The organism is Brevibacterium sp. UMB1308A (assembly GCF_030230605.1).
Taxonomy (GTDB): Bacteria; Actinomycetota; Actinomycetes; order Actinomycetales; family Brevibacteriaceae; genus Brevibacterium.
This window is the reverse complement of the sequence record NZ_JASPDO010000005.1, coordinates 17,183-35,440: the sequence shown is the minus strand read 5'-3', so window position 1 is coordinate 35,440 and position 18,258 is coordinate 17,183. Positions and strand designations below refer to the sequence as shown.

At 57.6% G+C, this 18,258-nt stretch carries 17 protein-coding genes; 11 read left to right on the top strand and 6 right to left on the bottom strand.

What is annotated here, in order from left to right:
* Window positions 1-31: 31 nt before the first annotated feature.
* From QP868_RS03940 to QP868_RS03930, 3 genes are read right to left on the bottom strand one after another with little or no spacing between them, the layout of a single operon-like run.
* Entirely contained in the window at window positions 32-433 is a 402-nt protein-coding gene (locus tag QP868_RS03940; RefSeq protein ID WP_284925326.1) for a TOBE domain-containing protein, read from the bottom strand.
* The gene (gene moaC / locus QP868_RS03935; protein WP_284925325.1) at window positions 426-998 is read right to left on the bottom strand and encodes a cyclic pyranopterin monophosphate synthase MoaC; all 573 of its coding nucleotides are present in this window, start codon (window positions 996-998) and stop codon (window positions 426-428) included. The genes QP868_RS03940 and moaC overlap by 8 nt, the downstream gene beginning before the upstream one ends.
* Before the next feature lie 51 nt (window positions 999-1,049).
* A complete protein-coding gene (locus QP868_RS03930) occupies window positions 1,050-2,363 on the bottom strand; it encodes a molybdopterin molybdotransferase MoeA (RefSeq protein ID WP_284925324.1) in 1,314 nt (437 codons plus the stop codon).
* A 121-nt stretch (window positions 2,364-2,484) separates the two neighbouring features.
* Between QP868_RS03930 and QP868_RS03925 the strand changes: the two genes are divergently transcribed.
* Complete coding sequence (locus QP868_RS03925; protein WP_284925323.1) at window positions 2,485-4,401, top strand: NHL domain-containing thioredoxin family protein; 1,917 nt, start codon at window positions 2,485-2,487, stop codon at window positions 4,399-4,401.
* Window positions 4,402-4,410: 9 nt separating this feature from the next.
* Here the strand turns inward: QP868_RS03925 and QP868_RS03920 are convergent, their stop codons facing one another.
* Window positions 4,411-5,364 (bottom strand): hypothetical protein, encoded by a 954-nt coding sequence (locus QP868_RS03920; RefSeq protein WP_284925322.1) that lies wholly within the window; start codon window positions 5,362-5,364, stop codon window positions 4,411-4,413.
* Between the two features lie 85 nt (window positions 5,365-5,449).
* Between QP868_RS03920 and QP868_RS03915 the strand changes: the two genes are divergently transcribed.
* Complete coding sequence (locus tag QP868_RS03915; protein WP_284925321.1) at window positions 5,450-6,439, top strand: acyl-CoA thioester hydrolase/BAAT C-terminal domain-containing protein; 990 nt, start codon at window positions 5,450-5,452, stop codon at window positions 6,437-6,439.
* A 42-nt stretch (window positions 6,440-6,481) separates the two neighbouring features.
* Here the strand turns inward: QP868_RS03915 and QP868_RS03910 are convergent, their stop codons facing one another.
* The gene (locus tag QP868_RS03910) at window positions 6,482-7,516 is read right to left on the bottom strand and encodes a hypothetical protein (RefSeq protein ID WP_284925320.1); all 1,035 of its coding nucleotides are present in this window, start codon (window positions 7,514-7,516) and stop codon (window positions 6,482-6,484) included.
* Window positions 7,517-7,523: 7 nt separating this feature from the next.
* On the bottom strand, window positions 7,524-9,299 hold the full coding sequence (locus tag QP868_RS03905) for an LPXTG cell wall anchor domain-containing protein (RefSeq protein WP_284925319.1): 1,776 nt from the start codon (window positions 9,297-9,299) through the stop codon (window positions 7,524-7,526).
* A 173-nt stretch (window positions 9,300-9,472) separates the two neighbouring features.
* Between QP868_RS03905 and dcd the strand changes: the two genes are divergently transcribed.
* The 9 genes from dcd (at window position 9,473) to QP868_RS03860 (ending at window position 18,258) form a co-directional block, all read left to right on the top strand.
* Window positions 9,473-10,063 (top strand): dCTP deaminase, encoded by a 591-nt coding sequence (dcd, locus tag QP868_RS03900; RefSeq protein WP_005882765.1) that lies wholly within the window; start codon window positions 9,473-9,475, stop codon window positions 10,061-10,063.
* Window positions 10,060-10,926: a hypothetical protein gene (locus tag QP868_RS03895; protein ID WP_284925318.1), complete on the top strand. Its 867-nt coding sequence runs from the start codon at window positions 10,060-10,062 to the stop codon at window positions 10,924-10,926. Before dcd ends, QP868_RS03895 begins: the two co-directional genes overlap by 4 nt.
* 111 nt (window positions 10,927-11,037) lie before the next feature.
* Entirely contained in the window at window positions 11,038-14,058 is a 3,021-nt protein-coding gene (locus tag QP868_RS03890; RefSeq protein WP_284925317.1) for a Na+/H+ antiporter subunit A, read from the top strand.
* Window positions 14,055-14,555, top strand: coding sequence for a Na(+)/H(+) antiporter subunit C (locus QP868_RS03885; RefSeq protein WP_284925316.1), 501 nt, complete (start codon window positions 14,055-14,057; stop codon window positions 14,553-14,555). Before QP868_RS03890 ends, QP868_RS03885 begins: the two co-directional genes overlap by 4 nt.
* A complete protein-coding gene (locus tag QP868_RS03880; RefSeq protein ID WP_284925315.1) occupies window positions 14,552-16,129 on the top strand; it encodes a Na+/H+ antiporter subunit D in 1,578 nt (525 codons plus the stop codon). Before QP868_RS03885 ends, QP868_RS03880 begins: the two co-directional genes overlap by 4 nt.
* Window positions 16,129-16,728, top strand: a complete 600-nt coding sequence (locus tag QP868_RS03875) for a Na+/H+ antiporter subunit E (RefSeq protein WP_284925314.1) — start codon at window positions 16,129-16,131, stop codon at window positions 16,726-16,728. Before QP868_RS03880 ends, QP868_RS03875 begins: the two co-directional genes overlap by 1 nt.
* Entirely contained in the window at window positions 16,725-17,126 is a 402-nt protein-coding gene (locus tag QP868_RS03870; protein ID WP_284925313.1) for an MrpF/PhaF family protein, read from the top strand. Before QP868_RS03875 ends, QP868_RS03870 begins: the two co-directional genes overlap by 4 nt.
* Window positions 17,123-17,530 (top strand): monovalent cation/H(+) antiporter subunit G, encoded by a 408-nt coding sequence (gene mnhG / locus QP868_RS03865; RefSeq protein ID WP_284925312.1) that lies wholly within the window; start codon window positions 17,123-17,125, stop codon window positions 17,528-17,530. The genes QP868_RS03870 and mnhG overlap by 4 nt, the downstream gene beginning before the upstream one ends.
* Window positions 17,527-18,258, top strand: a complete 732-nt coding sequence (locus QP868_RS03860; RefSeq protein WP_005882773.1) for a response regulator transcription factor — start codon at window positions 17,527-17,529, stop codon at window positions 18,256-18,258. Before mnhG ends, QP868_RS03860 begins: the two co-directional genes overlap by 4 nt.

Here is an 18,258-nt window from a genome sequence, read left to right as displayed (position 1 = left end):
TGGTAGGACGCGCCCGGGTATTCAGTAATTCTTAAATGCGCTCCAGAGCGATCGCTTGCGCCAGGGCGCTGGCGATCACAGCACTTCCCGGAATGAGGCCCATGCGCTCGATCTCATCGGTGCCCACCAAGGAAAAGATGCGGTGCGGGCCGGCTTGGATCTCCACCATCGACATGACATCACCACGCTTGACGTCGGTGACAATGCCGTAGAACCGGTTCGACACGCTCGTGGACATGTGACGCGGGTCTTCGGGCAGGACCGTGATTTTGCGGGCGTGGCGAGCCAGCTCCACCCCGTCCACCACCGTGCGCCCCGCGGAATCAGTGTGGTGGGTGAGCGTGCCGGCTGCAATCCAGCGCCGTACCGTGTCGGTACTCACGTCGAGGTAGCGGGCGGCTTCGGACACGCGGTACATAGGAGCGTCAGTCATGTGAATCCTTGGGTGGAAATGGGTGGCCGTCCCCGAGGTGGTTAACGGCGCCGTCCCCGAGGTGGTTTCCGGGTTCGCGGGTCCAGTCGCCTGACTTGCCGCCGGACTTCGCGTCAACCTTGATGTCAGTGAGCACCGCGTGCTTGTCAACGGCCTTGATCATGTCGTAGATGGTCAGAGCGGTGAGCGAAACAGCGGTCAGTGCCTCCATTTCGACGCCCGTTTTGCCTGAAGTCTTCACCTCGGCCTGAATGTGTACACGGTCGCGCTCAAGGCTAAACGTCACATCGATGCCAGAAAGGTCCAGCGGGTGGCACAGGGGAATGAGCTCCCAAGTTCGTTTTGCCCCCATGATTCCAGCAACGCGAGCGATTGGCAGGGCTTCTCCTTTAGGCAGGTTTCCTGAAGCGATCAGGTCCATGACTTCTGGTGTGGTGATCACCGTTCCGCTTGCCACAGCCCGCCGGGCTGTCACGGGTTTGCCACCCACATCCACCATGCGTGCGGCCCCCGATTCGTCCACGTGAGACAACTGAGGTGCGCTGTGCTCCGAACTGCCTGTCATGAGGCACACGCTAGCAGGTTCCAGTGCGCGCAACCCCTCGCCTACAGCAACTCAGAGCGCGAGCGCCTCAAACATGTCGCCGTCTTCGATGACCGAGACATCTTCCGGGATCATCACCAGCAGGGTCGCATCGGCCTGCATGTGCAATAAGTGGGAACTGTTGCTGCACTCCAACTGCGCGCTTCCATCAGCATCAGCGCGCGCGAATCGCATCTGGGTCTTCCCCGCCGGACTGCTCACCGGCTCACCGTCAGGCGTGCGCACCGTGACGTTCATGCGGTTTCGGGGATGTGCTCCAAACATCGAAGTGCGCAACAACACTTCAATGCTCACCAGAGTGGATACCGGATTTCCAGGCAACGCAACCCACGGAACCCCTGCCAACTGGCCCACTGCCTGTGGGCCACCCGGCTGCATGGGAAGACGGCAGAACTCCATGCCACTGTTGGGGAGTCTGGGAGACTGCGCGCCCCCGTACCAGTTTTCGACCCCCCGCTGCACCTCCAGCTCAGAGGCCAATCGAATGACTTCGCGGGCCCCCATGGAAATGCCACCCATCGACACGACCACATCGGCGCGCCGATCGTCATCTGCCTGCCATGAGCGCACCGCGTCCAGCAACAAATCTGGGTGGTCGGGGGCGTGCAGGGTGCCTACAACGTGGGCCCCCGCTGCTGAAAGTGCTGCCACCGCCGCCGAGGTGTTGGAATCGTAGATCTGCGCCGCCCCTGGGTGCTGACCCGGTTGGCACACTTCATCACCCGTGGACACAACCAGGACTCGCAATGGTTTAAACACGGCAATCTGTGTGAGCCCCACGGATGCGAGCGAACCGAGCAGCGCTGGTGTGAGGTGATCACCAACAGCACAAAGTTTTTCCTCATAGTCGATGTCGCTACCCCGGTGCCGAACAAACCTGCCGGGCTCAAACGTGGCCTGGGGCGTAAACGTCACATGTGAAAGGTCATCAAACCCAGACACGGTTTCTTCCACCGGAACCACACACAGGTCGTACTCGAATTCGTCATCGTCGTACGCAGGGCCATCCCATTCGGGAATCTTCGCCCCCGTCATAATGGGCATCGCGAAGCCAGGTGTGAGCGGTTCGGGATTGTGCCCGGCGGCCGCCATGGGAAGGAGCGGAACGGGCTTACCAGCTACCACCTCGGGATCGCTGGGGTGCACAACAAACCCGTCCATTTGGGAGTTGTCGAACCGAGGAACCTGCTCAGTGGACTCAACGTGCTGGGCTGCCCGCAAGGGCATGGGGTGGGCGGCCACCTGAGTGAGATCGCGGTACTCCCAACTACTCAGGAGCAGGAGGAAGTCGAAAAGTTTTTCGCGATAATCTGCAATCGAGACCATGTCAGTAGACTACGGCCCGCGCCGCACACGTGCCAGAGCACGAACCCCTAGAGATCGCCCTTCCGTGTCCGTGTGTGACACTCGAACGCATGCTCAGCCCAGAGTTTGGAACAATGAGAGCATGAGCAATGCGAACCGCGTAAAACTGCGTGCCCCCGAACTCGTTGGCCGACGCTGGATCAACACCGGCGGAAAGAATCTGAACCTGGAAGATCTGCGCGGGAAGATCGTCCTCCTCGACTTTTGGACGTTCTGCTGCATCAACTGCCTGCACGTGCTCGACGAACTGCGACCACTCGAAGAAAAGTACGCGGACGTCCTGGTCACGATTGGTGTCCACTCACCCAAGTTTGAGTTTGAACGCGAAATCGAAGCCGTCGACCGGGCAGTCGAACGCTACCAAGTCGAACACATCGTGTTAGACGACCCCAACCTCGAAACCTGGAAAGCCTACACCGCACGCGCCTGGCCCACCCTGGTCGTCATCGACCCGGAAGGCTACATCGTCGCGTCCATGTCAGGAGAGGGGCACACCTCGGGCCTTATCAGCCTCATCGAAGAAGTCGCCGCGGAACACGAAGCCAAAGGCACTCTGCGCCGAGGTGACGCCCCCTATGTGCCGCCCGCACCTCGGGAAGGGGACCTGTTTTACCCCGGCAAGGTGGTGCGCCTAGACGACGGCCGGTTAATCGTGGCCGACTCCGGCCACCACAGCTACGTGCTCTACGACAGCGAAGGCGCGAACCTGCTTGGTCGGATCGGCTCCGGGGAACGCGGAAACGTTGACGGCGACTTTGCCACCGCCCAGTTCTCAGAACCCGGCGGAGTGGCCCAGCTGCCACCTGAAATCGCACAACAGGTTGGCTACCACTTAGTCGCAGCCGACACGGTCAACCACACGCTGCGCGGAATCAACCTGGAAACCCAAACCGTGACCACCGTGGCCGGAACCGGCGAACAGTACATGGTGGGAGCCAGCGACAACGTTCCTGATCAGCCCGGATTTTCCGGACGCTACGACGGTCCAGCCACGTCCGTGAAACTCTCCAGCCCGTGGGACGTGGTGTACGCGCCCAAGACGTCCAACGTGGTCATCGCCATGGCAGGTAACCACACCATGTGGACCTTCGACCCGGTAGCCGGAACCGTCGCGCACATCTCCGGGTCTCTCAACGAAGGCCTGCGGGACACCTCGGCGGCGGCAACCCCGTTTGACTTAGACGAATGGTTCGCCCAACCGTCTGGCGTGCGGCTTGCCAGCGACGGTAACGTGTGGGTGGCCGACTCCGAAACCTCGGCACTGCGCAAACTCGACCCATCGACCGGTGCCGTCACGTCATACGTGGGCGTGGGCCTGTTCGACTTTGGATTCCAAGACGGGCCAGCCGAATCCGCGCGCCTGCAGCACCCACTGGGAGCGCTCGAACTTCCAGACGGCACGGTCGCCATCGCCGACACCTACAACGGCGCCATCCGCCGGTTTGACCCCCAAACCAACACCGTGTCCACCCTGGCGCGCGGACTGAAGGAACCTTCGGACATCCTGCTGATGCAGGGAGACGACACCACCTCGGGCTACTTGCTGGTCGCAGAATCCGCGGCTCACCAGCTCACGGCCGTAGCCATTCCAGAAGAAGCTCTGGAAGTGAACGAAGGTGCTCAGCAGACCAAGAGGCCGGTCACGGAAATCGGGCCTGGACCCCTGGACATCACCGTGGCATTCACTGTTCCTGCAGGTCAGAAGCTTGACGACCGCTGGGGTGACCCCACGTTCCTGCAAGTGTCCTCGACTCCTGAGAACCTCATTGTCGACGGGGCAGGCGGCAAGGAAGGCACCCAACGCACAGTCACTCTCAACCCCGAGGTGACCTCCGGTGTTCTGCACGTCACCGCCCGCGCGGCGGCCTGCGACGGCGAACCGGGCGGTGAGATTCCACTCCACGCCGCGTGCCACCTGTACCAACAGGACTGGGGTATTCCGGTTGCAGTGGTTGCGGACGGGCCAAACGATTTGGCACTGGACCTGCGCGGGGCGTAAGTGGACCCGCTACTCCGCTTCCTCCTGCACAACCGTGACGTTGTTACCTTCGATGCGGACCTGAGCGCGCATGCGAGCAGTGACCGTGTCCGTAAAAGTGGATTCAAACGCGGTGACAGCGTCGCGTTGTTTTCCGCTCACAGTGAGTTCCACATTGGCAGGTGCCATTTCAATGCCTGACGCGCCGTTTTCAAGCGTGACGTTTGGGTAGGACTTCACCGACCACTTAACGTCACCCAGAATCTGGTTGGTGGTTTCTTTCCCAAAGCCACAACCGGCGGGCATGAGGGTTTTCTCCTTGACGCACTGGTCAATCTGCTTTTTGAGGATTTCAGAGACCTTTTTGGTGAGCTCCGGGGTGGGTTTGCCCGTTAAGTGAACGGCCGAGGTGGTATCGGGTTCCGTCACATCGACTGTTTGGAGGTCTGAACGCAGGTATGTGCTGTTGAAGCCGACCGTGTAGGTGACGGGGAAAAGAACAGGAGTTTCTCCTGCGGGCACGGAAACGCCGTTGAGTTGCGCAGTGGGCGCGCCACCAGTGTCGATCGTAATGACGGGCCACTGGTCTAACTTGATGTACCACTTTTGGACTGTGCCAAAAGTACGCGCGTCACGCTTCACGCGGAAGGTAGTTTCACGGGTGTCTGAGCCTTGGATGTACGAGACTTTTACGTCGTACGCGTCGTCGTTCACCCGGGTTGAGTCCAGCACTTTCGCTTGTCTGGGTACGCTCGCGGCGCCGGAAAGAATGTCGTCAGTGACACCGTTGAGGTTTGTGTTGCCCGGTATATCGAGCATGGATAAGGCTCGGTGGGTGTCGTGGTTTTCAAGGGCCTTGAAATATGTGAGTACGGCTCTTCCGGGTGTGTGAACAGTGAAGTTGAGGACGGGCACTGAGACCAGGGTGAGCAGGCACACGATGAGTCCCGTGGAGATGAGGGCGATTGGCCACTTCCGCTTCATGTTCACCCCCTTGGGTAGAGCTTGGGTCCATCAGATAGAGCTTACAAAACAAATGCGTTCACATACGAGAACTTAGAATGAGAGCGTGAAGTTTCTGAAGTGGACAGGACGTATTGCCGGTGGAGTGGCGCTCACCCTCGTGGTGTGCGGTGGCACAGTTTTTGGGTTCCGCATGTACAACAAGAACAAGTACCCGGTGACCCAGGCGAGTGCTGGCCTGCAGGACAAGGGCGCTTATCCCACGAATGACCGTGTTCGACCTATTGAGGGGGAGTACCTCAACGGCTTCCACTTTTCTCCAGAAAAACGCTCGCATGAAGGCACCGTGGTGGTCTATGGAGGTTCGGAAGGGTCGCCTTCATATGAACAAGCGAAGGCTTTGAGCGAAAAGGGTTTTGAAGTCTTAGCGCTCTACTTTTTTGGGCAAGACAACCAGAAACCGTCGCTTGCCCAGGTTCCGCTTGAGCAATTCAATGAAGTCGTCGAGTACGCAGAAAAGTCAATAGAGAACCCCACCCCCATCACGGCGATTGGAACTTCTAAGGGGGCAGAGTTCACCGCGAACCTGGCCGCTCATGGGTATCCGGTGGACAACCTGATTAACTTCACGCCGGCGCATTACAGTTACCCCGGACTGGACTTTAGTTCTCAAGATGAGAAGCCGTCGTTTACCCACGACGGTAAACCGGTTCCCTTCGCCTCGTTTAGGAATGGCGATGCAAAAGTGGGCATAAAGCTCATGTGGGACATGGCCACTGCGTACCCACCTGAGTACCGCCCCACTTACGAAAACGCCGCCGAACACGCCGATGACCAGGCGGCAATAGACCTATCTGGCTTTGACGGCAACGCGCTGTTTCTCGCTGGTGATCAAGACAAAATGTGGCAGGGCGAAGTAGCAGCCAAAGCACTCGCAGAACAGGCTCCCGCATTTGAAAGCGTCATCTACCCCGGCGCAGGCCACTTGTTCATGGAAGACATTGAATCCATGGGCAACGGATGGCAGATCATGTTCGGCGGAACCGTTGACGGCAATGCGAAAGCCGCCAAAGAGTCGATGGAACTGGTCACCTAGAAGTTGTCGGAGTGGCACGGGGATAAGTAACCCCGCGCAACGTCACTTCACAGCGGTAGGCGCCGCATCCTCAACTGGGTACGCCTCCATGCGTGCCGTATCAACCTGCACAAACACGTGCGACCCCGCCCGCACCCGCGTAGCTTGCTCGCTCACATCTTCACCCAAGGCTGGGTGCAAAACCGGTGAACCGGACGACTGACCTTGACCCGAGAAATCCCACAGATCGGCAGTCATCGCCAGACCCACCTCGGTGTCCACAGGCGACAGGACCACCTGGACGCGCTCGCCAGCATCACGCACCTGAGTCACGAGCGCCTCGAAAACTGTTTCGTCAGTGAATACCGGGTCGAACTCGTCAAAAGACATCGCAACAGCGTTGACCGGGATGGTCACAAAAACTTTCCCATCCAACTCGGTACGGGCTCGTACCTGCGAATGCCCAATTGAAAGCCACCCTTTGCGCGCCAACCCAGAAAACACGTTAACCCGCCGGTGCGCGGCTGCGAGGTTCGACCTCGGCGTGGCCAGTTGGGCCTCTATAGGCCCCTGATCAGCCACCTGCTCTTTCTCCACAACAATTGCCCAGCCGCCAATCACAAAAGCGTCGGTGAGTGATGACGTCGACATAATCAGCCCAAGGTCTAAACGTTCGCACGTGTCCAGAATGCGGTTGCGTAGGGACGTGCGAGCGCTCGACGTCAGACCGTGGAGCGGGTCTGTAAGGAGCACGTGGCTGGCGTTCGTCGCCCGCGCATGTGCGAACCCGGCGATCAGCGGGAGGAGGCGGGAGTCGACGTCGCGCACCCTGGCCCGAGGTGCCACGCCCCACAGCGTGCACGTCGCGTCGATTGCGCGGTCGAGTTCGTGGCTGGCAGACGCGTGCGTTTTGCAGGCGTCGCGGATGACCCGCGTGACCCGGGTCCGAGGTGACCGAGGTTGCGGTGTTATCGCGGGGGTGACATACGGGCGCTCCCCCAGGAGTGCCGAAGCAACATCAACGTCCTCACTTTGCCCCATGAGAACGATTCGGTTGAGGTCGCTTAGATCCTGGGGGAGCCCTTCAGAAATGGCCACTGTTGAACTAGAAGGTTCCGTCCGTCGAGGCCTTGCGGCGGGTCACAACGACTGCCGCTCCACCTACGACGATCAGCCCAACACCCAATGCCAAACCGGTCAGTTCAGTACCGGTGCGTGGCAGGTCATTGCTCGACTCCGGTGCAGTAGCGTTTTCGCCGTGACGTGGCGCGCGCTCTTCTGCTGGGCGGCGCGAGGCGTCAGACGACTCTTCGCTGTCACTTGAGCCGGTGCTTTCATCGTTCTCAGTTGTGTTGTCGCTTGAGGAGTCGTCTTCAGCGGGAGCTTCTGAGTTTTCCTGCTCGTCTTCTGACGTGTCACCCTGACCGCCCTGGGAGTTGTCGATTTCGGTGGAGTGACCACCGTCGTCTGGCGTTGCGGGAGTGTCTTCAGGTGCGTTGTCTTCTGCCGAGTCGTCCTGAGCGTCACCCTCGGGAGGAAGAACCGTGAACGAACCAGTGAGTGGCTTGTCCAGCTCATCGCCAGTCACCGTCACGGTGTACTTACCGGGGTGTACCTTTGAACCTTCACCAGCAGCAACACCTGCAGTGGCAACGCCCTTGTCATCAGCGGTCTTGGTGACTTCGTACGCGGATGTCTTACCTTCGCTGTGTTCGAACTTGAAGGTGTACTTCGATCCGGCTTTCAGGCCGGTCACGGTTGCGTTGACACCCTTGTTCTTGTCACCGAACGCCTCAGCCGAAATCTTCGAAGGCGAGATCGACAGCGAAGCGTCAGCAGCTGGTGCTTCTGGTGTTGGTTTTTCGGTCGGAGTCTGCTCCGGTGTCGGTGTTTCTTCCGGAGTTGGCTCCGAGGTTGGTTCTTCAGTCGGTGCCTGAGACGGGGTTTGAGTTTCTTCCGGGGTTGGCTCCGGAGATGGAGTCTGAGTTTCTTCCGGTGTCGGTTGTGCAGACGGTGTTTCGGTTGGTGTCTGCTCTGGCTCCGAGGTCGGGTTTTCCGTTGGTGTCGGAGTTGGTTTCGGTGTCGGAGCCTGGGTTTCTTCCGGCGTCGGTGTTTCTTCCGGCTTTGGGGTTTCGGAGGGTTGTGCAGACGGTTTGTCTGTTGGTGTCTGCTTAGGTTCCGGTGTTGGTTCCTCGGTCGGAGTCTGCTCCGGAGACGAAGTTTGGGTCTCTTCCGGAGTTGGTTCCGGTTTCGGAGTCTGGGACTCTTCCGGTGTTGGAGTTGGTTCCGGAGTTGGTTCCGCCGTCTGGGTCTCTTCCGGTGTTGGTTCCGGTTTCGGAGCCTGGGTTTCTTCTGGTGTTGGAGCCTGGGTTTCTTCCGGTGCCTCTGGTGTTGGCTCCGGTGCCGGCGCTTCACCGTCCTGCGTCACATTGAACGTCGCAGGGTCAGTGGTTTTTTCGTCCTGCATGGAACGCAAGGCAAGCGAGTACTGCCCAAGCGGCACTTCTGCGTTTTCTTCAACGGTGAAGTAGTACGTTCCGTTAACTTCGCCCTTGTCGTTTACCGACAGCTCTGTGTTCGCAGGGTACTGCTGACCGTTAGGACCCTCAACAAACACGCGGGCCGTGGTGTTGGGCTTGAAGTTTTCGCCCTTAAACGTCACACCCTTATCAGCATTTGTAATGTCAGCGACGGACACCGTGGTGTCAGCGACGGAGACTTCTATCTCAGATGACTCATTCGACGCTTTTGATGCGTCGTCGCTGGTTGGGTCTTGTTGTGGTTCAGGGCTTGTAGAAGTAGCGACAGCGGGCGCGGCAATCATGCCGGTAACCGCGGCTGCAACTGCGGGGGCAAGCACAAGACTCGGTAAAGTCTTCACAGTATTGGCCTTTCGGTTTTGGAGTCGACCGCAAAGCCAGTGCACTACCCACCGAATCCGCGTTGGCTAAGGGGGAAGGCACCGAAAGCGCGGGCGTAGTACACGTACACTTTAAAGCAGACTTGGTTCCGTGTCCAAGTATTTCCTGCATGTTGAAGCAAAACCGGTAACCTATGGGTGTGAGTTTGCTTTCAGATCGCGACATTATTTCCCAGATTGAAGCCGGCCGGATCGCGTTAGACCCGTTCGACCCCGTGTTGGTGCAACCGGCGAGTGTGGACGTGTGCTTAGACAAGTCGTTCCGTCTGTTTGACAACCACAAATACTCGTTCATTGACCCTTCGGTTGAGCAACCGGAACTCACCCGGCTCGTCGAAGTTGAAACGGACCAGCCGTTTATTCTGCACCCAGGCGAATTTGTGTTGGCCTCCACCGCCGAGGTCGTAACCCTGCCCACAGACATCGCCGCCCGCTTAGAGGGTAAGTCCTCACTGGGGCGCTTGGGCCTGCTCACACACTCAACAGCCGGGTTTATTGATCCTGGATTTTCCGGTCACGTGACACTGGAGCTTTCCAACATGGCCACTTTGCCCATCAAATTGTGGCCGGGCATGAAAATTGGGCAGCTGTGTTTCTTTAACTTGAGTTCACCCACAAACAACCCGTACGGGTCCAACCCAGCCACCGCCAACCGGTATCAGGGTCAGCGTGGCCCCACCGCCTCGCGCAGTTTCCAAAACTTCTACCGGAGCCCATCGGTATGACGTACACGTCTGCTCACGTGTTGATCGCAGACGCCCATACGGAACCCACGGACGTCTTTACTCTGATCCGCAATGTGCGCCCTCGCATCGAAGTGAACACAGACACTGGCCGGGTTCAACTGTCACGTCATTCACACCTCGAAGGGCCAATCGCCCTCACCGAGCAGGACTGCGCCCAGCTTGAGTGCGAACGTGACAGTGTGGTGTTCGCCCTGTGGGGCCCCACCGACCGTGAAAGCACACCGCCTGTAGGCGACGGCCCCCTCGACGCTTTCTTCCCACACGGCCTGCCCATCAAAGAAGAAGAGCGCAATATCGAACTCTTGCTGGCACTTGCTCGCCGCCTCCACGGCTCCGTGCGGTTGGCGGGGGACACCTCGGCGCCCAGAACCGTGACCCCCGACCCTGACCAGCACGCCGTCTACACCGTGTTCTCAAGCTACTGGTTAGACCCGGCACTGTGCGCGGACACGGTGCGGCAAGTGATGCCGGAGGTTCAATCACACGAACAGTTCACCCTGGATGCCTCCACCATCGCAGCTGACGAACCCATCCTGTTGGACGGGTACTCTGTGACGGCCACCCTGGCGGCGGGCCCGGACTACCCGGCCGAGGTGGTAGTCCTCGTGGAGGATCATTTACCTCCCGCTGTGGACCAGTACGCGCAGGCGCCACTGATTTCCTATTTGGTGCGATGGGTTGCTCCGGGCTCCGTCGGCGACCCTGATGTGGCACCACATGTGCGCGCTCAAGTTGTTCGCGAACTGGAACGGATTGCCGGTGCTCTTATGCGTGCTACGGCAGGAATCGGCATCGACGCTGACGGTTTTTTGGTCACCGAATCGCAGCTCAGCGGGACGTGAATATGGGCTTATTTGGGCGGATGTTTTAGGCCTCGCATGCCGAACGGGTTAGTCAGTCGCAAAAAAAGTGTGAAAAAATAGGGGTTCGACTAGACGAGAGGAGAGTGGCACGTGGGCGCTATCCTCTCTGCTTTTTTCGTCGCCGCATGTTTCGCTCCCCTTCTTTTCCGGTTTTTAGGACGTAACGCGTTCCTTCTTTTGGCCGCAGTGCCACTCACGGGTCTCATTTTTTCGATCATCCAAGCGCCCGATGTTCTGGCGGGTCGCCCCCCGTGGGAGCTTTACGATTGGCTCCCCGTTTTGGACATGAGCATCATCTTCCGCATGGACACTCTGTCGTGGATCCTGACACTCATGGTCACTGGTGTGGGGGCCTTGGTGTTCCTGTATTGCGCCCGCTATTTCAACGAGCGCGACCCAGGTTTGGGCGGGTTTGCGGCCAACCTGACCGCGTTCGCTGGCATGATGTATGGGCTAGTACTCGCCGATGAGCTCCTAGTCCTGTTCATGTTCTGGGAAGGCACAACAGTGTTTTCCTACTTGCTCATCGGGTTCTCATCTACCCGCCAGCAGAGTCGCCGTGCTGCACTGCAGGCGCTAGTTGTCACCACATTCGGTGGGCTCATCATGTTGGTAGGAATGCTGATACTCAGCCATGAGTACGGCACGGGGCGCATTTCAGACATCGCGTCGCGCGGTTACCTTGAGGGCAACGTGGTAGTTGCTATCGCCATGTACTTGATCCTCATTGGTGCAATTTCTAAGTCGGCACTTGTGCCATTCCACTTTTGGCTTCCAGGTGCTATGGCCGCGCCCACCCCTGTCAGTGCGTACTTGCACGCGGCGGCCATGGTGAAAGCCGGAATCTTCCTCATCCTTCGATTTGCTCCAAGTTTCTACACCATGCCGGGCTGGGTGCCTGTGCTTGTGACTGTGGGTGTCGGAACCATGCTGATTGGTGCATGGCAGGCGCTTCGCGAGTTCGACCTCAAGCTGGTCTTGGCATACGGGACCGTGTCTCAGCTTGGATTCCTGACGGCAGTTTCTGCTTTCGGTACTCGAGGTGTAACCGTCGCTGCTCTCGCGATGCTGGTGTCGCACGCACTTTTTAAGTCCACCCTGTTTCTCACTGTCGGAATCATTGACCACGCAGTGGGTACGCGTGACTTGAGAAAACTGTCCGGTTACGGCAAACGTGACCCGTGGCTCGCAGGGGTGGGAATCCTGGCTGCTGCATCGATGGCGGGGGTGCCACCCTTGTACGGTTTCGTTGCGAAAGAAGCGGTTGTCGAAACCATTTTGGCCACCCAATCAAAAGCTGGATACATTGCTTTAGCTGGTATTTTCTTGGGTTCAGTGATGACCGTGGGATATGCGTGGCGGTTTGTCTACGGCGCATTTGCCACCAAGGAAAATGTCGAGCCCGTGTCTGGACACTCGACCAGCAACCTCCTCATGGTTTCGCCGATTATCCTCGCTGTTTCGCTGACGATTCTGGGCCCCTTGAGCTTTGTTCTTAACGGTCCTTTTGACGCGTACACTCACGACCTCTCCGGCCACGCCTATAGCCTGGCCCTGTGGCACGGTTTCACGCCGGCGCTCGCGATATCAGGTGCTATTTTTGCGGTAGGTGCTGTTCTGATCTATGCGGGACCGTACGTTTCGCAGTTCCAAAGTCATATGCCCACGATCATCGACTTTTCGCGTGCGTATAGCCGAATCATGCAGGGGCTTGTGGCAACGGCAGCATATGTCACCTCGCGCACGCAACGCGGGTCAATGCCGTTCTACCAGTCAGTGATTTATGCAGTGGCAATCGGTGGGATGGGTATCACGCTCCTTGCAAACAATTCGTGGGGCGTGCTGCCGGAGTTCGCGCAATCGTGGGGCCAGGTAGCAGTAGCAGCCATCATTATTCCTGCCGCACTCGCTGCAACCGTTGCAAAAAAGCGGTTCCAAGCTGTTGTGATCGTTGGGGTTACTGGTTACGGAATGGTCGCATTCTTTGCGATGCAGGGTGCGCCAGATCTCGCGTTGACACAAGCGCTGGTCGAAACTATCACGATTGTCGTGTTCATTCTGGTGCTTCGTCGCTTGCCAGTCGACATGGCAGGCGACCCATCAAAGAATTTCTCGCCACCGATACGTGCGATCATCGGCGCCTCATTTGGTCTGTTGATGATGGTTGGTGTGGTTGTTGCCATGGGCAACCGCATCCACACGCCGGTCTCCGATATGTGGGGTGAACTCGCATACAACGTGGGCCACGGGAAGAACATCGTCAACGTTGCGCTGGTAGATATTCGAGCGTGGGACACCATGGGTGAGCTTTCCGTTGTCGTTGTCGCCGCTACGGGAATTGCGAGCCTCATCTTTGTGCAATCGCGTGAGCAAAAGCTTCAGCGAGTAAAACTCCCAAGTCATGTCACGTCGGGGCTGGGTCGCTTCACTGTTCCGGTCGCAGATGAACTCGCGCCTAAGGCCGCAGATGAAAAAGCTGATGAAACGTCCAGCAAACAAGAGTCCAAACGCAATGCGTGGCTCATGGCGGGACGAACACTCGACCCGCGCCACCGGTCGATCATGTTGGAAGTTCTTGTTCGCTTGGTGTTTCACGCCATGCTGGTTCTTAGCGTGTACCTGCTGTTCGCCGGCCACAACGCCCCAGGAGGAGGTTTCGCAGCAGGGTTGGTAGCTGGGTTGGCGTTGACAGTACGGTACTTAGCAGGTGGGCGTTTTGAACTTGCTGAAGCTGCAGTTTTTGACGCCGGACGTTTGCTGGGCTTGGGGCTCGCTGTGGTCATTGTTACGGCGCTTGGCGGACTCTTATGGGGGGACGCGGTGCTGCAGTCGGAGTACTGGTCAACCACACTCCCAATTTTGGGTGACCTGTCCTTCGGAACCTCGACTCTTTTCGACATCGGTGTCTATTTCGTGGTCATGGGGCTCATGCTCGACATTTTGCGCTCCTTGGGTGCTGAAGTTGACCGACACCAAGAAGCCGACGAGCAGCGTTTGGCTGAAGTCTTGGCCGAAGGCGACGAACAAGCGGACAAGCGAAAACTTTCTGCGATCATGGGTCGAATCGACAGTCTGCGTAGTCGCACCGGAAGAAGAGGTGACGGCCTGTGAGCACCTCATTAATTCTGCTCATCACGATGGGCGTCCTCATGGCGTGTGGCGTGTACCTCATGTTGGACCGTTCGCTCACCCGTGTGCTCATAGGGTTCCTGCTCTTAGGTAACGGGGTCAACCTGCTCATCATGCTGACCGCAGGGCCACCGGGGAACCCACCCATCACCGATGGCGTTAACCTATCGACATCCGGTATGAGTGACCCGCTTCCACACGCGCTTATCCTTACTGCGATCGTTATTACGTTCGGAATTTCTGCCTTTATGCTCGCGCTCATCTACCGGTCCTGGCGTCTAGTTCGTGCGGAAACAATTGACGACGAAGGCGAAGACTTGGCAGAGGCTCAAGAACAGAGTCGTCGTCTGGCAGAAGAAGCTCAAACCAGCGAAAGCCAAGACGATACCGAATTCGGTGACGAAGCCGACCACCCGGTTCCCGGTGCTGTTGATTTGGACGATGACGGAACACCGGAAGAGAGAGGCGACAATACATGACAGCTTTAGTGCCTCTTCCGGTTGTTCTTCCACTTTTGGGTGCTGGACTTTCGCTCCTCTTGCTGGGTAAAACGCGAATCCAGAACATCGTTACGGTCTTAACGATCGTCATCACCCTGTGTTTTGAAGTCGCCATGGTGTTCTATGTCGACGCGCACGGCACTCAAGTGGTTGCAGTTGGCGGGTGGGGGATCCCCTTTGGTATCTCGCTCGTCGTGGACCGGCTTAGCGCCGTCATGGTGGTGGTGTCCTCAATCGTGACACTGTGCGTTTTGGTGTACGCCATCAGCCAGGAAATGGCTGATACCAACAGAGAGTCACCCGTCAGCGTCTTTAACCCGGCATATCTGATCCTGTGCGCGGGTGTCTCCAACGCTTTCATGGCTGGGGACTTGTTCAACTTCTACGTGGGCTTTGAAATGCTCCTGGCCGCGTCTTATGTGCTACTCACCCTAGGAGCAACCCCTGGTCGTATTCGAGCAGGAGCCACCTACATTGTGGTCTCCCTTTTGAGTTCGATCGTGTTCCTTGCTGCGATCGGTTTGATCTACGGCGCAACGGGAACAGTCAACATGGCGCAACTTTCTCAGCGCATTGCTGAGCTTCCGCCAGACGTGCAGCTGTTCCTCCACGTCACTTTGCTGATTGGGTTTGGGATCAAAGCAGCGGTGTTTCCCCTGTCGTTCTGGCTCCCTGACTCATACCCCACCGCGCCAGCTCCTGTCACCGCCGTTTTTGCTGGATTGCTCACAAAGGTGGGGATTTACGCGATCATCCGAACAGAAACACTGCTGTTCCACGAATCCTCAATGCAGGTGCCGCTCTTAGTCGTTTCGGCACTGACTCTGATTGTGGGAATTCTGGGTGCCGTAGCGCAAACAGAGATGAAACGAATGTTGTCGTTTACCCTGATTTCCCACATTGGGTACCTTCTCTTTGGGGTGGCAATGGGAACGGTCGACGCGCTTTCAGCCACGGTCTACTACACGGTCCACCACATTATTGTGCAGACTGCGCTTTTCCTGGCTGTGGGCTTGGTGGAACAGCGTGTAGGTACTACATCAACACGTAAACTTGGCGGACTTGCACGGCTGGCACCGTTCATGGCACTTTTGTTCTTCATTCCAGCGCTCAATCTGGGTGGCATCCCACCTTTCTCAGGATTCTTGGGCAAGATTGGGCTTTTTGCACCCGCGATCGCTGGGGGTAACTGGTTGGAGATTATTGTGGTCATCGCGGGAACCCTGACCTCACTTCTCACGCTGTACGTAGTGACACGTACCTGGAGCCTGGCATTTTGGAACGACCCCGCCGATGTCGAATCACCGACCACCGAACTCGTCACTGAATTTCAGCAGGTCACCTCGGCCATTCACAAGAACGAACGACGACCTCGGGGTCCGCGCCTTCCCGCGATGATGGTGGGCGCCACGGCCGCCATTGTCACTGTTTCCTGCCTGCTCACTTTGGCCGCCGGTCCCTTGTGGGACTTTTCGCAGCGAGCCGGTGAAAACATGCGTGACCCTGGCAACTACGTATCCACCTCCCTCACAACTCATGTAGAGGAGCGGTAGTGAGCAAAGCGCGCGAATTTTTCAGGCAATTTCTTCTTGTAGTGCTCCTTGTAGCAGTGTGGATTTTTCTCTGGGACACAGTCACTATTACCCACGTAGTTACGGGTGTGATCGTGGCGATTCTGACGACAAGGTTGTTCTACCTACCGCCAGTCGAATTGCCTGCACGGTTCAACGTGTTCCACTTTCTGTACCTGCTGGGCTGGTTCATAGTGTCAATGATCCACGGGTCCTTGCATGTCGCTTGGGTGGCAGTTCGGCCCAAGCCGGTCAACCCCGGAAGCGTCATCGCAGTAGAACTCCACACCCGTTCGGATCTGCTGACAACACTCGTAGGGCAGATTTCAGGGCTCATCCCAGGAACATTTGTAACAGAAATTGATCGCGCACACTCTGTTCTGTACTTGCACGTGCTCAACTGCAACACCCCTGAAACCATCGAGGCTAACCTTCAGCAGACCCGAAAAATTGAAATCTTGCTCATCAAAGCCATGGGATCACCCCACGACATCGAAGTGATGAACGACTGTCTGGTGAGCGAAGGCAAAGAGCCGATCCTTAAGAGTTGGTCGCTATCAAACCGCAGGAGGCGGTCATGATTGATACGCAAGTAGCCACGTACTTTGGGCCCGTGATAGGAATCCTCTTCGCTGTTGCGGCCGTCACTGCAGTTATTAAGATCATCCGCGGGCCGGCCATTCTGGACCGAGTGGTGGGAACAGACGTTCTGCTAGCCACAATTATGTGCGGGCTAGGAGGGTACATTGCGTTCTATGGCAGGCACGACCTTTTGGTTGTGCTGGTAGTGCTCTCGCTGTTTGGATTTGTGGGGTCAGTGTCCGTGTCACGCTATGTGAGCCGTACCCCTACTTCAGAACTTACCGACTTTGCTGGCGGAATGGCTCACGACGCTGTTGACGCTGACGAATTTGACCACAGTGAGTCGCCCCATCACGCGTCTGCCCGCGGAGCCGACGGAAAGCAGGTGCGCCTGTGATCCTCGATATTGTTTCGTGCGTGCTCCTGATGTTCAGCGCGTTTTTGAGCATTTTTGCCGCACTGGGCCTTTTGCGGTTCCCTGACTTTCTATCTCGTTTGCACGCGGGTTCTAAACCGCAGGTTTTGGGACTGATCTTGGCTATGATTGCGATCGCAATTCAAGCCCCCACGTTTGGAATTCTCACCACTTTGTTACTTATTGTTCTGTTCCAAATGGCGACAACCCCGGTTGGTACACATATGGTGGGAAGAGCGGGGTACAGGACTAAGCACCTGCGACGTTCCATGCTGTATCAAGACCAGCTGGCGGAGGCTGTTGCAAAAGCAGACGCTCGTGACGTTACTCAGCGGGTGCCTAAATCGCGCGACCGTAGAACGGAAGAAGCAAAGGGAGAGCGATGAGTGAAGAAGATACTCGGCCACTCGTTTTAGTGGCTGACGACGAGCCCGACGTTCTGGGAGCTGTCGTTCCCTTTTTGAATCGTTCCGGCTTCCGCGTCATCAGCGCCAGCGATGGGAAGCTCGCCCTTGATGAAATTCGCCGGCACAACCCGGATGCTTGTGTTCTTGACGTGCTGATGCCCGGAGCTGACGGTCGTGAAGTCTTGCGTACTTTGCGCCGGGAAGAAAACTGGGTGCCTGTGGTTCTCTTAACCCAGGTGGGAGAGGCTGTCGAACGCGCCATGGCCCTGGAAGAAGGGGCCGATGACTACATCAACAAGCCGTTCGACCCGCACGAACTTGTAGCCCGTGTACGTGCGGTTCTGCGCCGCACTCGTGCAGGTGAGCCTCCGCTTGCCACAGCCAGCATTTTGACGTCCACGTTTGGTCTCAAAATTGACCGGGTGGGCCGACGCGCGTGGCTACGTGACCGTGAACTGGTCATCACGCCCAAAGGTTTTACATTGCTGGAATACCTCATGGTTCACAAAGACGAACTCATAGAACGATCACGTTTGCTAGAAGTGCTGTGGGGATTCGACGACGCTGTAGGGACGCGCGCAGTCGATTCACGAGTGGCGGAACTCCGCCGTGTCCTAGGCGAAGACGCTACCGAACCTCGCTGGATTGCCACTGTTCAGGGTCGTGGATACAAGTTTGTCGCTGACGTCACTGGGTCACACGAGTAG